Source organism: Microvirga vignae (genome assembly GCF_001017175.1).
Classification (GTDB): Bacteria; Pseudomonadota; Alphaproteobacteria; order Rhizobiales; family Beijerinckiaceae; genus Microvirga; species Microvirga vignae.
This window is the reverse complement of record NZ_LCYG01000062.1, coordinates 18,113-35,730: the sequence shown is the minus strand read 5'-3', so window position 1 is coordinate 35,730 and position 17,618 is coordinate 18,113. Positions and strand designations below refer to the sequence as shown.

Sequence of the window (17,618 nt, the reverse complement as noted above, 5' to 3'; positions counted from 1 at the left end):
ATCTGCTTGATGCCCTGGTACCATGGCGCCTCGGGCTCGGGGCCAACATCGAGCGGCCCGGGACGAATCAACTTCGGCTCTTTTCCATCTCGTGCCGACATCGTGCCGACACGGGAGGCTACACATAAAAAAGGGCCCACCAAGTGAGGGAAAATCCAGCAATAACATCAGAATGGTGCCCCTGGCCTCTGTCTAACTGAGGTATAGAAGGCTATAAAAATCAACGAGTCCAGAGCTTTGCCTTAATTAGGAGGTACAAAGCATGGTACAAGGTCAAACTCGTAAGCTTTCTCGTGGCAATTTCATAAATATGACTAACATTCAGAAGACTAAGGCTGGAATTTACCGCTACCGTAAGACTGTTCCTGCTGAATTACGTAAGATTATTGGTAAGAGGGAGATTCTGAAGACCCTTAATACTAAAGATGAGCGGATTGCTTTGATGAGAGCTATGCCCTTGGATAAGCAGTACGATGAGCTTTTCCGTAGGCTCAGGTTTGATCAAGCCAAGCTGATTGGTGAGCTTGAGAAGTTTGAAAAGGCGCGGGAGCTGGTGACTGCTCTTGGGCCGTACCCTGACGAACTGAAGATTTGGGCGGGTGATTGGGTGGTTCAGCGTCATGGGTACTCAGACGTTGACGATTGGGAGAGGCGAGCGCCACGAAACATCGAGTTCGATATTGTCAGCAAGGCTGTTGCCCTTGCAGAAGGCAGTAAGGTTACGCCGCGTCTCACGATACGGGATGCTCTCAAACTCTATCTTCGTGATCGCTCCGATAAAGGAAAGGACAACAGGAAAAAGTTCGAGAAAGATCGTGGACGGTCGATTGATCGGCTGATCGCTCACCTTGGAACAGATAAGTTCGTGGGTGATGTGTCCCGTATTGAAGCCCGTGCGTACTTCGATGAGGTGAAGACTCGCTTCAAGCCTGAAACAGTAAACAAGGAAATATATCTGTTCAAAGCTGTGTTTGCCGCTGCTTTCCGTGAGTTGGAGTTGGACAAGACTAATCCTTGGGATGGGTTGAGGGCGCATGATGATGTGCCTGACCGGGATAAGCGAGACTCATTCACCCTTGAACAAGGACGAGCAGTCATTGCTTGCCTTGATACGGCAAACACGGACTTGCAAAGGATCGGGCTTGTCTCAGCCCTTACAGGTGCACGGCTTAAAGAAGTAACGGGACTTCTTGCAGAGGATGTGAACCTGACGTGCGATGTGCCTTCGCTGACCATCTATCCAAACGGAATCAGAACGGTGAAGAATAAGTCGAGCCGCCGGATCATCGCTCCTGTTGGGCCTGCTCTGACGGCGCTCATAGAAGCGAAGGAGGAGAATCCAACCGGGCCGCTGTTTCCTCGCTATGCTGAGGGAGCCAAGGGAGCTACAGCGGCGTCAGCCGCGCTCATGAAGATGCTTCGCGAGAGGGCAGGGATTAAAGATCGTCGTGTGGTTTGGCATAGTTGGCGTCATACGGTGAAAGACCTGATGCGGAACGCTAACGTACCCTCCGACGTACAGGATCGCATCCTTGGTCATTCTGGCGGGGGAGTGAGCGCCAACTATGGCAAAGGGTATGACCTGAAGGTACTTGCCGAGGCGCTACAGCGATCTATTCAGCCGTTGCTCTAACAGTTTGTGATGGTCCTCTGAACTCTTTAAGATGAGGCATTCGGAGGACCACCCCAAGGGGGAACAGCGCTGAACACGGGTTGAGCGATAGGCTCAGAGATTTTTGAAACAAACCTCAGAGCATGGTGGGCTTCATGGGCCGGGTCAAATGGCCAAATGCGGTACAAAGCCATTTTTTTGCCTTGATGTAGGGGGAGGTGCCGCGCGTCGCGAAGGTTAAGCTTGAAACCAATGGCCGCGACTGTCGAATAGGAATCGCCCTTTATGAAAAGAATTGTATTGCTTGCTGCGGTTGCGCTTGGGTCTAGCCTTTGCATCGCATCGCCCTCAATGGCTCAGCCGACACTCCAGTTTGGCATTGGTTCAGACGGTCGCCCTCAGATCGGGGTTCGTGATCCTCAGCAGGAGGAATATGAGCGTCGTGAGCGTTGGCGTCAGCGGCGGGAGGCGGAACGCGCACGGGCATACGAGCAGGGACGGCGTGATGCTGAGCGTGAGCGGCGCTATGGTGCTTATGAAGAACGCTGCCGAAACATCACCATTGAAGAACAGGACCGCTGGGGTCGCACTGTGACGCGGCGGATTCGTCGCTGCAACTAATGGATCTTCAATCCCGCGTGTGATCTTGGAAGTTTGTTACACGCGGGACGCTACCTACGGGGATAGGGCTCACAGGCCCAGCCATCGCTATCCCGGTCATGCTGCGGCCAGTATCCCGGCTGACCCATGTAGGCTGGGGCTAATCCGACTAGACGAGCGGCGGAACAGTTGGGGAAGGCCGCGATGTGCTTCGCCATCATTGCCACAGTCCAAGAGCTAGACGATAGGACTGACCACGGTTTGAAGGTCAGCAAGCCCCAAGTCACGGCGAATGAGCCGACCATAAGCAGTATGGCTAGGGTCGCAAAGCGGTAGGACCGCCGGAGTTTAAGGCTGCGGAAGTAGCGGTTTGATACCTTCTGAAAGCGACCTTTGAGACGGCGTAGCTCTGCCTCAGGATCACGGCCTTGGTGAACGCTCCAAGGACTCGGCGTCTTCTTCATTCAACTCCCCCATACGGGGACTATAGCGTGACCCAAGGGAATGGCTACGCTTGTTGCTTCGTGATTGTCGTCAATGGCAGAGGAGAAGTGAGGCTGAGGAGGTTGAACACGAATGGGTTTAACCGCCGCTATTGCGGATTTTGACAGATGAAATGTGGGTCTGTGTATAAATAGGCTTCTCGTTTCACACTAATTTGGCACTGTTCCTCTACCCAGTCGCGTGACTAAATATAAAATAGCCACACTAAGCATTGAATGGAAGCCGATCAAAATAAAGACAGTCCGCATGACTTGGCTGTCAGTACCTAGATTGTGAAGCATGGCTAAGAATGCGAAAAATATGATGTTAAAATTAACCCATATGCTCATTAGCCCTGGTCGGAATTGATCGAGTCTATGCCTTAGTGCCCATGTTAAAACAAATGATAGGATATTCAATGCAAATCCTATCAATGAAACCAGCACAACTAAGGAATCGTCACTGATATCTGCTTGACTTGCGATGATTAGTGCCACAATAGAAATTAGGAGAAAAGTGATAAACGCTGTAATCAATGGAAGCATAGACATCACTATACTATAATTGTCGTCGTCCATGCTAGTGTAATAATCTTCAGCTCTCGGTTCCGGCAATGGATACGAAGACTTGGATCCACCGCCTAGGAGCCCACTGATGTCTGCGATAAGTTGCTGGCATTCAGGATGATCAGCTTGCCCGTGCCAGTCTGATAGGTTGGCAGATTGGAGTTGACGGAAGCCAAACGGCGGCTCTACCCGATCAAAGAGAACTGGTAACAGGATGTCGCGCTTGCGTCCCTCTCCGGCCTCATCAATAACCCAGCCAGAGCCGAGAGCCTCGGTAGACCAGACGACAATAACGCAGCGGGCTGTGGCAAGCTGTTCTTTAATCACCTGCTCAAAGGTTTTCCCGACTGGAATTTTTCGATCCCACCATACGGTCCATCCCTGGGCTTCAAGGAGGCGAACAAAAGGAATGATCCTATCCCGATCCTCTCTGGCATAGCTGATGAAAATATCCGCCATCCTGGGCTTTCCGAGGGAGTTCTAGCTCAATGAGTGTGCGATGAAGGCAATGCACCTCATGCTTTCCAGCAGATGTTCAGCCAAGAAGTCGCAAATGTGTTGCATTAATGCTAATTATAGCATCGAAAGTGGGATGTAGCGATCATCGTAAGCCACGGGCTAGACTTTACCTACCTACCCGTGGATTCGCAGTGCATAGGCATGTTGGACGAGGACTGACCTGATACTGTCCGGCTTATGGTCACTTACCCCAAGAAAATACCTGGACAAGCCCACAGATCAGAATCCCTCTCGGTTGCGGTGGTTAGCTTCCAAGAGAGTGATCGTTAAGCGGTAGGAAGCCGTTATTGCATCCCTACACCTTGCCTTAGCGCCTCAGCCGCTTTCTCAGCCTCAGCATTAGCAAGTCTATCAACCCGCTCGTTCTGCTCATGCCCAGCATGACCCTTGACCCATTGCCAAGTGATCTGTCGCTCAACGTTGAGCCTATCTAAAACCTCCCATAGCTCACGGTTTGCGACAGGCTGACGTGCCGCATTTTTCCAGCCCTTCGCCTTCCATCCTGTGAGCCATTCGTTCATCCCCTTGATGACGATCTGGCTATCGCTGTGAAGGATCGCTTTCGCGCCAGCAGGAAGGGCCTCAAGCGCCTTGATGGCTGCGGTCATTTCCATGCGATTGTTAGTCGTGGCCGGATCGCCTCCGGTAATAACTTTCTCCTCGCCATCGATAAGGATCAGGGCGGCATAACCTCCTGGTCCGGGGTTCTTCAGGCAAGCGCCATCGGTGAAGACAATGGCTTGTCCAGTTGCTTCTTGTGTCATGTGTTCTCATTGTAAATTGAAGATCAGGGGGCCTTACGACGCCCTATAAAGGAGATGGTTAGATAGGTAGTTATACAGGATGGGTGACTATCCTCTTTCTTATCCCACCTGTAATAGACCATTGATGTTAAACAGTGGGTGACGATCCTTACTCAATTCAACAGATACAGGACAATCAACTCCAACCTCATCCTTGAATGTATCTATCATCACAGCTTTAGCCTCAGCCTCACTTGGTATGACCAACCCGTCATGAATAGGCAAAGCCACGATAGACTGCTCCCTCAGCCTGAGAAGCACCTTCACCATCACCTGACTCTCAATGAACTGAGCCTTGTGTCCAACCTCAGTTCCAAGAAGGTGAGCGATAGCAGGATGGGCTTGCAGGATGAGGTCAACTACCTCCTGAATAGACAAGTCAGGTGGAAGGATGCTCTTAGTCTCCATCGGCTTACGCTTGGGTAAACCATCGGAGAACATCAGGGCGTTCATCACCTTCTTTACGCCTTCCCTGTACGATCGTCCGTTGACCGTGGTTAGGCCGGGAATGTCGTATAGGTCGCCTTCTGGTGGTTGAGCCTTTGCAAGCCCGTACAAGATGCGGGGGGCCATTTGTCCGTAGTCTAAACCCACAACGTTCTCACCATTGATGATGAGTCCTTCAAGGCGCTCCTCCTCGCTCAACCCTTGCCAGAACCCGCCGAACAGTCTTCCTCCACTTTCGAACGACCCTTGGCTGAAATAGCGCCTGAGCGTGAGGTTGCCTGTGTCGATAGGGCGGTCTCGTTCAAGCGCAGCCTCGTCAAACTCAATGCTTGCCCCAGCAAGCCATGAGTTGATGATACGCATTTCCTCACGATAGCGGTTGGTCAGCGCCGTATCATCGTAGGGGAGGTATGCTCCCTTATCCCAATAGTCCTCCTTCTCGGCTTTGAGGATGATGACTTCCTCGGTCTTACAGCGCCCAAGGCCGCGCAACTCGACTTCAAACTCTTTCATGTTGTCGACGAGGCGTTGCGTGGGCTTGATAAGCGTCCGTTGATTGCGCCCAAAGTGATTGATGTACCCACGTTCCTCGACAAGCCATTCCAAGGCATTGCTCCCAAGCGCATCAAGAACGTAAGGAAGCTGACGGTTCTCAGCAGGAGCTTGGTATCGATCACCCCTGCCCAGCACTTGGTTGGACCGTGGGATTGCAATACCTCGCTGATCCTGCATGAGAACGGCGTGCATCAGGTCGCACATCACCGCTGAGACGGTCGCCTCATGTGTCTCCTGATCCTTCCTTCTGCGCTTTCGCTGACGAAGGTTGTAATACTCCTCATAAACTTGGACGTTGCCGATGATCTTGCAGATAAGCGTCTTCGTTCCTTCTGACCGCGGGATTCTCCACGGATCAAAGAACCTGTCCTCATCTTGCTCGTTCGTCTGGGTCTCATCAAACTCGATGGCAGGAAGCGTCATTCCATGCTCCCTAACGCATCACGAAAGGCCAGCAACGCCTCTTGCTTCTTCTCATGATCCTTGCGTTCAAGCCGAGCGAACATGATCCCCGCTGGACCCAAAGCCTCAGCAATCCAGCCACCCATGATGGTCACGGTACGCTGGCCCAGGTCACGATAGACGAGCTTCCTCTTTCCGGTCTTCGCATCAGTCCATGCGTCGGCGTTGAGCCGAGTCAGACCTCGGACTCTACGGACCTTTTGTGTCCTGAACGCCTGATCGCTTTTGAAGCAGCGAGGCTGTTGATCTTGCATCACGTACATTGCCAAGACGGTTTCGATCACATCCCCCGGCTGAACGTTCTTGCCGATCCTCAGCATTTCAATCGCGGCTTCACGTCTATACCGAACCATAGGCTTTCGCCGCGCCTCTTCACGGACACTTTCGGCATAGGTGAGGACTGCTCCCCAACGAGCTTCAAGCTGCGTCAGAAGAGGCTTGTCCTTGTTCTTCTCAAGCCGTGCTGCGACCAAAGCCCGGTAGAGCTTCAAGTCAGCCTTGGTAATCGCTCTTTGGCCGATAGCCCCGTGCCGCCTGAGCTGAGCCTTATGAGAAGAGCAATAAATGCCGTAACGAGTAGCAGCGCGGGAGCCACATCCCGGCGCTTGGCAAATGTAAAACATTATTCCTTTTCCGTATCCACACCCGAACAGACAGAACGAAACAAATGCGGATTGGCACGGAAAGTATTTATTAGTCAATACTTAGTATAAACATAGTTAAAACAATTCGAGAACTTATATTTAAGCATATCAATAAAACTATCCTGACAATTATAGGATATATGCACTAATGAGTTTTTCTATAGGGCGAGGAAAATCATTGGCTTAGTCCTAATAGGAAGCGTCAGGGCCAATGCTAACTGTCATAGTTGCCGTAATTTACCCTGAAGGGCTTGGTCCACCCGGTGCCGCATGGGTAGTTGGAGGAGCTGGTGGCAAGGCACCGGAACCGTGCTGTAGTTTCAACTTCTGAAGTTCATAGCTATGTCGAAGAATCATCATTAGCGAAGCGAATATCCCGCAAGCAACAATTCCAGCAATAGCAGTAAGCCCTGCAAAAGGATCTTGGTCAGCGGAAGAGAATTGACCCGAAATATCTGCCTTGCCGTTAACTCGGAGGTAGAAGCTGATGGCTAACTTTTTTCCCCATGTGGCTACAATGATGTAAAGAGCACCCTCGGTGAACCAAGCGGCTATCGCATAGTTTTTGTCAAATAACATAAGGAGCGAGGTTGCAAGAACCAGAACAATAAAGGCCCATATCGCGGAGGTTGCGAAAGCATTTAGGAAGCTATCCATTGGGATCGCCCCAAATTTCTGCAAGCTGTGGAACAATATACGCTAGTATGCCAACAGCAATGAATCCGAAGCCAACGGCATATTGATGGAATTCTTGGTTCTCGTAGTGGCCATATACAATTAGCAGGGACCCGATGATTGCTGTTGCTGCTCCACCTATCTCGAAGAACCGGAAGATCAGCTTCGGATCAAAGGCATCGCCCGTTACGGCATGTGCAATGCTAGACTTTATGTCAGCGAGGAAGTCGCGCCTTTTCTGCTCTTCTTCATGCTCAATTCCGCCGCCTATTGATCCGGCCATGATCTGCCTCACCAGATAAGCTCTCATCTAACATACCGCGTAACGCTACACAGAACTGCATAGGATTAAGGATTAGAGACGCCACATTCCGAGATGAACCTCCTGAATTAGATCCTATGTCGTAGCGTACGAATACTTGATTGGGCCGGACTTCCGACGGGCACTTTTACTGATGGCGGGTAGATGCCAACACCCGATAAACACTGGCAACACCTATCCCAAGCTCTTTGGCTATCTGCTCACGGCTCAGACCTGTCTCAGCCAAGCGCATAACCTCATCAGCCTTGGCCCTAGCTGTGGGTTTACGGCCCTTGTATTTGCCTTCACCCTTAGCCTTAGCGATTCCTTCACGCTGACGCTCAAGCATCAGCTCACGCTCAAACTGAGCGATTGAGCCAAGCATATTCAGCATCAGCTTTCCGGTTGGGGTTTCAGTGTCCAGATTCAGGTTGAGGACACGCAAGGATGCGCCCTTAGCTTCAAGTTGCTTGGTGATGCTCACCAGTTCAGCGACAGACCGGGCAAGCCTGTCGAGCTTGGTGACAACAAGGGTGTCGCCATGTCTTGCGTAGTCGATAGCCTCAGCCAGCGCCTTGCGCGGCCCTGTGGCGCTTGTCTGCTCCTGATAGAGTCGTTCCACGCCAGCGGCCCTAAGATCGCGCTCCTGCGCCTCTAATCCGGCTTTCTGGTCTGTCGTGCTGGTCCTTGCATATCCAATGATCATGTCAGCCTCTGCCTATCAATAGACTCGAAGAAGATGTGATCGGTGCCTATCAAAATGTCAACATGGATTTATATGATAGGTTATGGACGAGCTTGGATCGGCTATCACTGGGGCAGGACCTATTGAGATGATGAGAAGCTAGAGTCACTAATGGGTTAGGACTCTATTTCCAATGACAGAAGCAAGCTTAGCGGTCAGCTTCTTACACGAACAGTACCATCAGCTGCCCCTAGATGGATCACTGTTCACTACCTTGGGATCAGGAGCTGCCCCCGCTTCTGGTCCCTCTTTTTGACCAAGCCTCAAAGATAGAATGGGCGGCTGCTCCCGATCATTGGCGTCAGACTCTTGAAGAATAGTCGGCCAGATCGTGTTGTGAGGATGAACCGAGTCACCTCAGCGGTTCATTTCCTCGATCACACCGCTGAGCCTATGAAAAGCAGGACCTGGCCACCGGGGGATTCTACTTCAGGGGCCGTTATCGAATAGGCTCACAAATTTTTCGGCAAAATCTCAAGGCATGTTTCAGTGTTGATAAAAAGTGTTCGTCGACTAGAAGCGGCTGATTATCTTCTCTAGTTCCCGCTCAATCCGCCTTGCTTGTCGCCGGACGACCTTGGACCTAAGCTCCTCAGCGGCTCGTCGGGCATATGATGAGAAGTTGCGCAGGGGCAAGGGCGCGAACCTCTTACGTAGCTTCCGTGTATAAATCTTCTTCGCGCGACCAGCGGCGATAGCTTCGTTACCGGCTTTCTCAATCCGTTTTGCGGCTTGTCTTAGCTTCCGCCATTGTCGCGATAGGGAACTTGGGCGGATAGCCGCGCCCTTAGGATTAAGCAAAAACCCGAGGTACTGAGCGCTTCGATAATTAGCGCGGTCAAACAGTGTGCGTTCAATCTTGTCGGTATTGAGCGCCAATCGCTCATTATCAACTGCATCAAGCACAACTGACTCTAACCGTAGTGCATCCTCGGGCTTACAAATGATCAGGATGTCATCTGAGTACCGTCGATAAAATGCTCCGGCCTTCGTGCAAGCAGATGCAATCTTGCGATCAACCTCAATCATATAGAGGTTCGCAAAGGTGCTACTTATCGGGGTACCCTGTGGGATACCATGCTGATTGGGATTTGGCGTGATTGTAATACCCGCGGCTTTGACCTCCGCGACCGTAGCGATGGGCCGACGTGCCTTATCCTTGATCCGCGCCCCAAAGGTGGAATGCGCCTTGAGGTCGTCGAGAGCGATCTTGCGGAACTTAGTGACTTGTCGAAAGACAGCGTACCAGTCGGGAGAAAGTTCAGAGACCTCTAAGATGTCCTTGAGCCGCTGTTTCAGAATGCCGTGATCAAGGCTGTCGAAGAAACCAGATACATCGTACGCAAGTATCATGCAGGGCGCATTCGCCTCTGCGTACCGAAGTGCTTCAGCAGAGAAATGATAGTTCGCCTTTCCGAGAGCACGGTAGGCAATGACATTGTCACCAAGCGCTGACTCTGCGTATAACTTTTCTAGACGTAGCCCAAGCTGCGCGGAATAATACCCAAGAATACAGGCGTCGCGATGGGACGCATACATAATCTCGCGGGTCTTGATCTTTATCTGACGCCCAAGATGCGGATTCTTCGGATCGAGCCGATAACGCTTGTCGCTCTTGATATAGGAGATGTGAGGAGAGAACGGATGCTGGGCTGCGAAGTCAGTTGCAACGACTTTCTCCGCGAAGCCAATCCCCACTGGGACATCAAAGTGCCTGTAATTGCGCGGCTTAAACCAGTGAGGCTTCACAGAAACCTCATAGCAGAGTTCGAGGGACTAGTCCTAGCCCGGGACTTCAGGAAACCCTGAGCGTCCCTCGAACGCACACCATAATCCACCAGATCCTTCCTGACGTGTCGCATCAAGCTCTCACAAGTGCGGGCCTAATAAACGCTATGCGGTATATTGTAACCGAGGAGGTCCGAGCTATGCCCGGCGTCGCATCCCTGCTTCACCTTGTGTCGGCGATCTTCATCGAAGTCGTCGTCACCTGGATCGTCAACGAACTTGACGGTCTCAACAGTCGCACCGATCAGCCAATCCTGACGGCCAAGCTGAGGTAAGTACCAAGCTTAGCGGTTTCAAGGGATGTGCAGAATTTTTTCAGAAGAATTTAGAATTTTTTCTGTGGCATCTCGCTGAACTTGAGCTGGGAACCCAGAAGCTCAGCCCATGTGATTCTCTAAAGGATATTTCCTGGCATGACGGGATGCTGGAGCTAAGCTAAGGAAACAGCATTCGGTGGTACAAAAGGACGTACAAAGATGGGCTTGCCAGTGTCTTGCCATCCGACTAGCCTCTGTAGGCTTAAGCTCTGATTTCGTTGATATTTCTTCGGCTTTCTGCCGTACCATCTGAAAAGGGATGGTGCCCCTGGCCGGGATCGAACCAGCACTCCTTGCGGAACTCGATTTTGAGTCGAGCGCGTCTACCAATTCCGCCACAGGGGCAAGGACCTGCGAAGTACCATGAGGGATGAAGCCCGGTCAATCGGAGAGATGTGAAGCCACGCCGCAAGGCTTGCCTCTCGCTATTCCGGCCGGCTTGTGCTCAAAGAGGCCTTAGCGCGCAGCCCTGTTGCCCATGAAATTGCTGGGATCCTATGCTCAGACGCCTCTACGACTGGACCCTTTCCCTCGCGGCCCGGCCTTCGGCACCCTACGCGCTGGCGGCCGTCTCCTTCGCGGAAAGCTCGTTCTTTCCCGTTCCGCCGGATGTCATGCTCGTGCCCATGATGTTGGCGCGGCCCGATCGGGCCTGGTCTTATGCGCTGATCTGCACGATCACCTCGGTCGTAGGGGGTGTCCTGGGCTATGTGATCGGCTTGGCGCTCTACGATTCCATCGGAGCCTGGCTTTTCCAGCTCTATGGCCTCACGGAGGGCGCGGAGACGTTCCGGCATGCCTACGCCACCTACGGCCATTGGGTGATCCTGTTGAAGGGCCTCACGCCGATCCCCTACAAGCTCGTGACGATCACGTCGGGCTTTGCCGGGTATCATCTGGGCTGGTTCATCCTGCTCTCAATCCTGACCCGTGGCGCCCGTTTCTTCATCATCGCGTTGCTGATGAGCAAGTTCGGGCCGCGCATCAAGTCGATCATCGACAACAACTTCAATGTTGTGGCGACGCTGGCCATCGTTGCCTTCATCGGTGGCTTCGTGGCCTTCCGCTACCTGTTCTAAAGGGAATTGGCGATGAGCCTTCGCCTCAACCTGCGCCAAGCCGCTCTCGCAGTCGTTCTCGGCGCCGCTGCCACGATCGGCGGCGCGCTCGTGTTCGAGCACGTGTTCGGTTATGTGCCCTGCAAGCTGTGCCTCATTCAGCGTAATCCCTATTACATCGCCATGCCGCTGGGGCTCGTGGCGGCCTTTCTGCCGCCGCGCTGGACGCGGGTGGGGCTGTGGCTCATCGCGCTCATCTTCCTCGTGAGCGCGGGACTTGGCGCCTATCATTCGGGCGTCGAGTGGGGTTTCTTCGCAGGGCCTAGCGATTGCGGCGGCGGGGCAGGGGCAGGCGCGGGCAACGTGGGCGATTTCCTCAATCAACTGCAGAACACGCGCGTGGTGAGCTGCACGGAGGCCGCATGGCGGTTCCTCGGGCTGTCGCTGGCTGGATGGAACGTGCTGATCTCGCTCGCGCTAGCCGCTTTCGCGGCCAAGGCTGCGGTGGATAAGGGACTTGCGATCGGCCGGTGAGGGACTCTTACGGTTCCAGCTCGCTGTCCCAGTAGAGATAGTCCATCCAGCTTTCGTGCAGGTAGTTCGGCGGGAAGAGGCGTCCGTTCGAGTGCAGATCGTGGACGGTGGGGGCGAAGGGATGCTGGCGCGGCCACATTTCCACTTCGCGGGGCATCTTGTCCCCTTTTTTCAAATTGCAGGGAGCGCAGGCGGCGACGACGTTTTCCCAGGTGGTCTGTCCGCCCTTGGAGCGGGGGACGACGTGGTCGAAGGTCAGATCATCGCGAGCGCCGCAATATTGGCAGCTGAAACGGTCGCGCAGGAAAACGTTGAAGCGGGTAAAGGCGGGGTGCCGCGAGGGCTGAACGTAGGTCTTGAGAGAGATGACCGAGGGGAGACGGACTTCGAAGCTCGGACTTCGCACGACTTTGTCGTATTCGGAGACGATGTTCACCCGGTCCAGGAACACCGCCTTGATCGCATCCTGCCAACACCAGATGGACAAGGGGTAGTAACTCAAGGGCCGGTAATCGGCATTGAGAACAAGGGCCGGACAGGCCTCCGGCCTCACAACAGGCTGGACGTGGATCGTCACATCACCTCCTCTTCAAGAAGAGTAGTCCCGTCCGATTAGACTATAGGGATCGTGACGCTGTTGTGAAGCGCGCACGCGGGACGTTTGTGACGCACCCGGGCTGATTTCGGTGAACAACCTTTCGGGCAAAGTCCTTTAGCGGGTCGGAACCGGGTGCTCGCCGCGATAATCGTAGAAGCCGCGCTTGGTCTTGCGGCCAAGCCAGCCGGCCTCGACGTATTTCACGAGAAGCGGGCAGGGGCGATACTTGGAATCGGCCAAGCCTTCGTAGAGCACCTGCATGATCGACAGGCAGGTATCGAGGCCGATGAAGTCGGCGAGCTGCAGCGGGCCCATGGGGTGATTCGCGCCAAGGCGCATGGCCGTATCGATGGCATCCACCGAGCCCACGCCCTCGTAGAGGGTGTAGATCGCCTCGTTGATCATCGGCAGCAGGATGCGGTTGACGATGAAGGCCGGGAAATCTTCCGAAGCCGTTGCGGTCTTGCCGAGCTTGCCGATGAATTCCTTGGCGGATTCGTAGGTGGGATCATCAGTTGCGATACCACGGATCAGCTCCACGAGCTGCATCACGGGCACCGGGTTCATGAAGTGGATGCCGATGAACTTTTCCGGACGGTCCGTGGAAGCGGCAAGGCGGGTGATGGAGATCGACGACGTATTGGTCGCGACCATCGCGTCCGGGCGCAGCGAGGGGCAGAGATTGGTGAAGATCTTGCGCTTCACCTCCTCGTTTTCGGTCGCGGCCTCGATCACGATGTCGCAGGTGGACAGGTCGTCATAGCCGAGCGCGGGCTTGATGCGCTCGAGCGCAGCCTGACGGTCGGCATCGGTGATGGCGCCCTTGGCGACCTTGCGGGCCATGTTGCCGGTGATGGTGGCGAGGCCCGCATTGATGCGTTCCTCCGAGAGATCGTTGAGCCGGACGCTGAAGCCCGCGAGCGAACAGACATGAGCAATGCCACTGCCCATCTGTCCCGCGCCGATCACGCCAACCGTTTTGATCTCAATGCCCATCTGACTTCGCCTGACATCCATGCCCAAATTGTCCGGGCAAGCCTTCCCGCCCGGATTGCAATCATCGTACTTATTCCTGGACCGATTAACCGGCCTTGGTCAACTCATCCTTCAGTTCAGGAAGGATCTGGAAGAGGTCGCCGACGAGGCCGTAATCGGCCACCTGGAAGATCGGGGCCTCCTCGTCCTTGTTGATCGCCACGATCACCTTGGAATCCTTCATACCAGCCAGATGCTGAATGGCCCCTGAAATCCCCACCGCGATGTAGAGATCGGGCGCCACCACCTTGCCGGTCTGGCCGACCTGCCAGTCATTGGGCGCGTAGCCCGCATCGACGGCCGCGCGCGAGGCGCCCATGGCCGCGCCGAGCGTGTCGGCGATCGGCTCGATATACTGCTTGAAGTTCTCGGCCGAGCCGAGCGAACGGCCCCCGGAGATGATGATCCGGGCCGAAGTCAGCTCGGGCCGGTCCGACTTGGCGATCTCCTCGCCCTTGAAGCTCGATACCTGAGGATCGCTCGCGGCATTCACGGTCTCGATCGAGGCCGAGCCGCCTTCGCCCGCCGCCGGGAAGGCGGCCGTGCGCACCGTGATCACCTTCTTGGCATCGGTGGCCTGCACGGTCTGGAGGGCATTGCCGGCATAGATCGGCCGCTCGAAGGTATCGGGTGACACCACCTTGATGATGTCGGAGACCTGCATCACGTCGAGCAGGGCGGCCACGCGCGGCATGATGTTCTTGCCGTTCGAGGTCGAGGGCGCCACCAGCGCATCGTAGGAGGAGGCGAGCGACACGATCAGCGCGGCGGTCGGCTCGGCGAGCTGGTGCTCATAAGCAGGGCTCTCGGCCAGCAGCACCTTTTCGACGCCTTCCAACTTCGCCGCGGCCTCGGCGGCCGCACGGGCGTTGGCACCGGCGACCAGCACATGCACGGGCGCGCCGAGCGCCTTGGCGGCCGAGAGCGCCTTGTGGGTGGCGTCCTTCAGGTGAGCGTTGTCGTGCTCGGCAATCAGCAACGTGGTCATTGTTCTTGTTCTCCCTTAGAGCACGCCGGCTTCGGTCTTGAGCTTCTGCACGAGTTCGGCCACCGAGCCGACCTTCACGCCGGCCTTGCGGCCGCCGGGCTCGGCGGTCTTGAGCACCTTCAGGCGCGGCGAGACGTCGATGCCGAGCGCCTCGGGCGAGGTCTCGTCGAGCGGCTTCTTCTTGGCCTTCATGATGTTGGGGAGGCTGGCATAGCGCGGCTCGTTGAGGCGCAGGTCCGTGGTGACGATGGCGGGCAGCTTGAGGCCCACCGTCTGCAGGCCGCCATCGACCTCGCGGGTGACATCCACCGCGCCCTCGCCCACATTTACCTTGAAGGCGAAGGTGCCCTGCGGCCAGCCGAGCAGGGCGGCGAGCATCTGGCCGGTCTGGTTGGCATCGTCGTCGATGGCCTGCTTGCCCATGATCACGAGATCGGGCTGTTCCTGCGCGATCACGCCCTTGAGGATCTTGGCCACGGCGAGCGGCTCGACAGCCGCATCGGTCTTGACCAAGAGGCCGCGGTCGGCGCCCATGGCAAGCGCCGTGCGCAGCGTCTCAGCCGCTTGGCTCGGGCCAATGGAGACGGCAACGATCTCGGTGGCCTTGCCCTGCTCTTTGAGGCGCACGGCCTCCTCGACGGCGATCTCGTCGAAGGGGTTCATCGACATCTTGACGTTGGCCAGCTCGACCCCAGACCCGTCACCCTTCACGCGGATCTTCACGTTGAAATCAACAACCCGCTTCACACACACAAGAAGCTTCATTCGTCTGTCCTCAATTGAAGGTCAGGTCCGGATATGGCCCATGACAAGCTCTCCGGACAGATAGGAAAAAGGCGGATGGGACCGTAGCCTCAAGCCTTCGAAAGTCAACGCGGCGTCTGCAATTCTTGCGCCGCGGCGCGGGCCAGAACCGGATCGTAGCGGTGACGCATGAGGGGAATGAGGATAGCGCCCGCAACGAACCCGCCAAGATGGGCAAACCAGCCCACCCCGTCGTCGCTGCCGAGAATGGCGGAGGCAAGCTGCACGGCCAACCAGAAGCCGATGGCCCAGTAGGCCGGAAGCCGCAACGGAATTCCGCCGAGGAAGAGAGCCCAGATCCGCACGCGCGGATAAAGGATCACGTAGGCAGCTACGACTCCCGCCACGCCACCGGAGGCGCCGATGAGAGGACGTTGCGGTGTCGGCAGCATGAAACTCTCCGGCGTGCCCGCACCCACGATGGTGAAGGAGGCGACGGCGTGCACGAAACTGGCGATGGCGCCGCAGAGCACGAAGAACACGAGAAAGCGTAAGTGCCCCATCGCGTCTTCCACGTTGTCGCCGAACACCCAGAGGAACAGCATGTTGCCGATCAGGTGAAACCACGATCCGTGCAGGAAGATGTTGGTGAACAGCGTCATCCACACCGGCACGAAGGGATAGCCCTCGGGCAGGAACTCGAGGCCGAAGAGAACGGCGGGGATGAGACCGAGACCACCCACCATTTCATCCTGACTCAACGGCCCCAAAACGAAGACGAGATGGATGAGCGTGCAGGCCACGATCAGGGACCGCGCCACGACCGGCGTCTTCATATGCTGGAGAGGAACGCCGTCGTGAAGCGGAAGAAACATGGCCCGTCCTCAACGGTTCTGGCCAGGAATCCAGAGAACGTCCAAGGCGCCCTTGTCGTTAACGTAGCGTGAGGCGACGAAAAGAAAATCGGAGAGCCGGTTGAGGTATTTCACCGCCTCGGGAGACACCTTCTCGTTCGGCTTACCGGTGAGCTCCACCACATTGCGCTCGGCCCGGCGGCAGACAGTGCGGGCGAGATGCAGGGCGGTGGCGGCGGGCGTTCCGCCCGGCAGGACGAAAGAGCGGAGGGGGCTAAGCTCAGCATTCAACTCGTCGATCTCCCGCTCCAGGCGGTCCACCTGACCTTGCGTGATTCGCAAAGGCTCATAGGGAAGGGGCTTGTCGGTCTCGACGGTGGCAAGATCGGCGCCGAGATCGAAGAGATCGTTCTGAATCCGGTTCAGCATCGCATCGATGGGCAGGTCTTTCGTGTGCAGGCGAACCATGCCGATGCAGGCATTGGTTTCGTCCACCGTGCCGAAGGCTTCGATGCGCAGGTCGTGCTTGGGGCGGCGTCCGCCGGCGGCCAGGGCTGTCGTGCCCTTATCCCCGGTGCGGGTGTAGATGCGATTGAGAACGACCATGAAGGGCCCGGGTTTCGAGGATTAGATCAGAACGAATACCCAACCCGTGCGCCGACATTCGTCAAGCCCCGATTGTCGGAGCAGGTACCGGCATTGGAGAGATGCTCGATGGTGGCCATTACGCTCCAGTTGGCGGAGAGACGCACGCCCACGGAGCCGGATTCACGAAACAGGGGCGAGCAGCCCAGGGCCTGACGGTCCGAGAAGGGGTCGTTGACCTTGTCCTTGCCGTTATGGAAGGCGCCACCCACGCTGCCTTCCACGAAGACATCAGGCGTGACGTCAATCGTCCAGGTGAGGCCCGTATAGGCGAAGCTTGTCCGACCATCGAAGTTCAGGCTTCCGCCGAAATGGGGGCGGGGGATGAAGTAGCTCGTGAACAGATCCGAGGCCGTGAAGGGCTTTGCGAGGAGAATTTCGCCGGTGAGATTGGCCGACCCGTCCTCGCCCTCGGGACCCCACGGGTCCTGCGCAGAAAAGCCGATGCGGAATTCCGAGAGAAGGCTCGGCTGGGCCGAGGCGGCGGAGAGGGGCTTCTTGGCATCGGCAGCAAAAAGGCTCGTCGATCCTATGAACAGGACCAGAAGGCTAAAGCCTAAGGCTTTGCTGACGCGCATTTAAGAGAATCCACCGCTCAATGAATGAGGCCACCAGGCTACGCCCGCTATGGCTAATGTTCTCTTA

General features: G+C 55.7%; 20 protein-coding genes and 1 tRNA gene. 4 read left to right on the top strand and 17 right to left on the bottom strand.

Features of this window, described 5'->3' with window-relative positions:
- Positions 1-262: 262 nt before the first annotated feature.
- On the top strand, positions 263-1,633 hold the full coding sequence (locus tag AA309_RS22580; RefSeq protein WP_047191285.1) for a DUF6538 domain-containing protein: 1,371 nt from the start codon (positions 263-265) through the stop codon (positions 1,631-1,633).
- A 650-nt stretch (positions 1,634-2,283) separates the two neighbouring features.
- Here the strand turns inward: AA309_RS22580 and AA309_RS37290 are convergent.
- The 9 genes from AA309_RS37290 to AA309_RS22545 form a co-directional block, all read right to left on the bottom strand.
- Positions 2,284-2,430 (bottom strand): excalibur calcium-binding domain-containing protein, encoded by a 147-nt coding sequence (locus tag AA309_RS37290; RefSeq protein WP_280136920.1) that lies wholly within the window; start codon positions 2,428-2,430, stop codon positions 2,284-2,286.
- A gap of 435 nt (positions 2,431-2,865) precedes the next feature.
- Positions 2,866-3,720 carry a toll/interleukin-1 receptor domain-containing protein gene (locus tag AA309_RS32395; RefSeq protein ID WP_052954931.1) on the bottom strand — a complete coding sequence of 285 codons (855 nt, stop codon included), beginning with the start codon at positions 3,718-3,720 and terminating at the stop codon, positions 2,866-2,868.
- 344 nt (positions 3,721-4,064) lie between these two features.
- Complete coding sequence (gene rnhA, locus AA309_RS22570) at positions 4,065-4,544, bottom strand: ribonuclease HI (protein WP_047191284.1); 480 nt, start codon at positions 4,542-4,544, stop codon at positions 4,065-4,067.
- A gap of 99 nt (positions 4,545-4,643) precedes the next feature.
- Entirely contained in the window at positions 4,644-6,008 is a 1,365-nt protein-coding gene (locus tag AA309_RS22565; protein WP_047191283.1) for a hypothetical protein, read from the bottom strand.
- Entirely contained in the window at positions 6,005-6,538 is a 534-nt protein-coding gene (locus tag AA309_RS22560; RefSeq protein WP_150117694.1) for a hypothetical protein, read from the bottom strand. Before AA309_RS22560 ends, AA309_RS22565 begins: the two co-directional genes overlap by 4 nt.
- Before the next feature lie 390 nt (positions 6,539-6,928).
- Positions 6,929-7,348: a hypothetical protein gene (locus AA309_RS34540; protein ID WP_150117693.1), complete on the bottom strand. Its 420-nt coding sequence runs from the start codon at positions 7,346-7,348 to the stop codon at positions 6,929-6,931.
- The gene (locus tag AA309_RS22555; RefSeq protein WP_150117692.1) at positions 7,341-7,676 is read right to left on the bottom strand and encodes a hypothetical protein; all 336 of its coding nucleotides are present in this window, start codon (positions 7,674-7,676) and stop codon (positions 7,341-7,343) included. Before AA309_RS22555 ends, AA309_RS34540 begins: the two co-directional genes overlap by 8 nt.
- 139 nt (positions 7,677-7,815) lie before the next feature.
- A complete protein-coding gene (locus AA309_RS22550; protein ID WP_047191280.1) occupies positions 7,816-8,373 on the bottom strand; it encodes a recombinase family protein in 558 nt (185 codons plus the stop codon).
- A gap of 552 nt (positions 8,374-8,925) precedes the next feature.
- Positions 8,926-10,161: a reverse transcriptase domain-containing protein gene (locus AA309_RS22545; RefSeq protein ID WP_047191279.1), complete on the bottom strand. Its 1,236-nt coding sequence runs from the start codon at positions 10,159-10,161 to the stop codon at positions 8,926-8,928.
- A 179-nt stretch (positions 10,162-10,340) separates the two neighbouring features.
- Here AA309_RS22545 and AA309_RS37285 point away from each other — a divergent pair, with 179 nt between their 5' ends.
- A complete protein-coding gene (locus AA309_RS37285) occupies positions 10,341-10,475 on the top strand; it encodes a hypothetical protein (RefSeq protein ID WP_280136919.1) in 135 nt (44 codons plus the stop codon).
- A 302-nt stretch (positions 10,476-10,777) separates the two neighbouring features.
- Here AA309_RS37285 and AA309_RS22540 read toward each other — a convergent pair.
- Positions 10,778-10,862 (bottom strand) — tRNA-Leu (locus tag AA309_RS22540).
- A 152-nt stretch (positions 10,863-11,014) separates the two neighbouring features.
- Between AA309_RS22540 and AA309_RS22535 the strand changes: the two genes are divergently transcribed.
- The gene (locus tag AA309_RS22535; RefSeq protein ID WP_047191278.1) at positions 11,015-11,596 is read left to right on the top strand and encodes a YqaA family protein; all 582 of its coding nucleotides are present in this window, start codon (positions 11,015-11,017) and stop codon (positions 11,594-11,596) included.
- A 12-nt stretch (positions 11,597-11,608) separates the two neighbouring features.
- Positions 11,609-12,109: a disulfide bond formation protein B gene (locus tag AA309_RS22530; protein ID WP_047191277.1), complete on the top strand. Its 501-nt coding sequence runs from the start codon at positions 11,609-11,611 to the stop codon at positions 12,107-12,109.
- Between the two features lie 7 nt (positions 12,110-12,116).
- On the opposite strand, the gene AA309_RS22525 is transcribed toward AA309_RS22530, so the two are convergent.
- The 7 genes from AA309_RS22525 to AA309_RS22495 all read right to left on the bottom strand — a co-directional run bounded on the left by AA309_RS22525 (position 12,117) and on the right by AA309_RS22495 (position 17,551).
- Positions 12,117-12,686 carry an HNH endonuclease gene (locus tag AA309_RS22525; RefSeq protein ID WP_084731522.1) on the bottom strand — a complete coding sequence of 190 codons (570 nt, stop codon included), beginning with the start codon at positions 12,684-12,686 and terminating at the stop codon, positions 12,117-12,119.
- 135 nt (positions 12,687-12,821) lie between these two features.
- Entirely contained in the window at positions 12,822-13,703 is an 882-nt protein-coding gene (locus AA309_RS22520) for a 3-hydroxybutyryl-CoA dehydrogenase (protein ID WP_047191276.1), read from the bottom strand.
- Positions 13,704-13,788: 85 nt separating this feature from the next.
- Positions 13,789-14,730, bottom strand: coding sequence for an electron transfer flavoprotein subunit alpha/FixB family protein (locus AA309_RS22515; RefSeq protein WP_047191275.1), 942 nt, complete (start codon positions 14,728-14,730; stop codon positions 13,789-13,791).
- A 15-nt stretch (positions 14,731-14,745) separates the two neighbouring features.
- Positions 14,746-15,495: an electron transfer flavoprotein subunit beta/FixA family protein gene (locus AA309_RS22510; protein ID WP_047191274.1), complete on the bottom strand. Its 750-nt coding sequence runs from the start codon at positions 15,493-15,495 to the stop codon at positions 14,746-14,748.
- A gap of 104 nt (positions 15,496-15,599) precedes the next feature.
- Entirely contained in the window at positions 15,600-16,349 is a 750-nt protein-coding gene (locus AA309_RS22505; RefSeq protein WP_047191273.1) for a rhomboid family intramembrane serine protease, read from the bottom strand.
- A 9-nt stretch (positions 16,350-16,358) separates the two neighbouring features.
- Complete coding sequence (locus AA309_RS22500; protein ID WP_047191272.1) at positions 16,359-16,934, bottom strand: cob(I)yrinic acid a,c-diamide adenosyltransferase; 576 nt, start codon at positions 16,932-16,934, stop codon at positions 16,359-16,361.
- Positions 16,935-16,960: 26 nt separating this feature from the next.
- Entirely contained in the window at positions 16,961-17,551 is a 591-nt protein-coding gene (locus AA309_RS22495) for an acyloxyacyl hydrolase (RefSeq protein ID WP_047191271.1), read from the bottom strand.
- Positions 17,552-17,618: the final 67 nt, after the last annotated feature.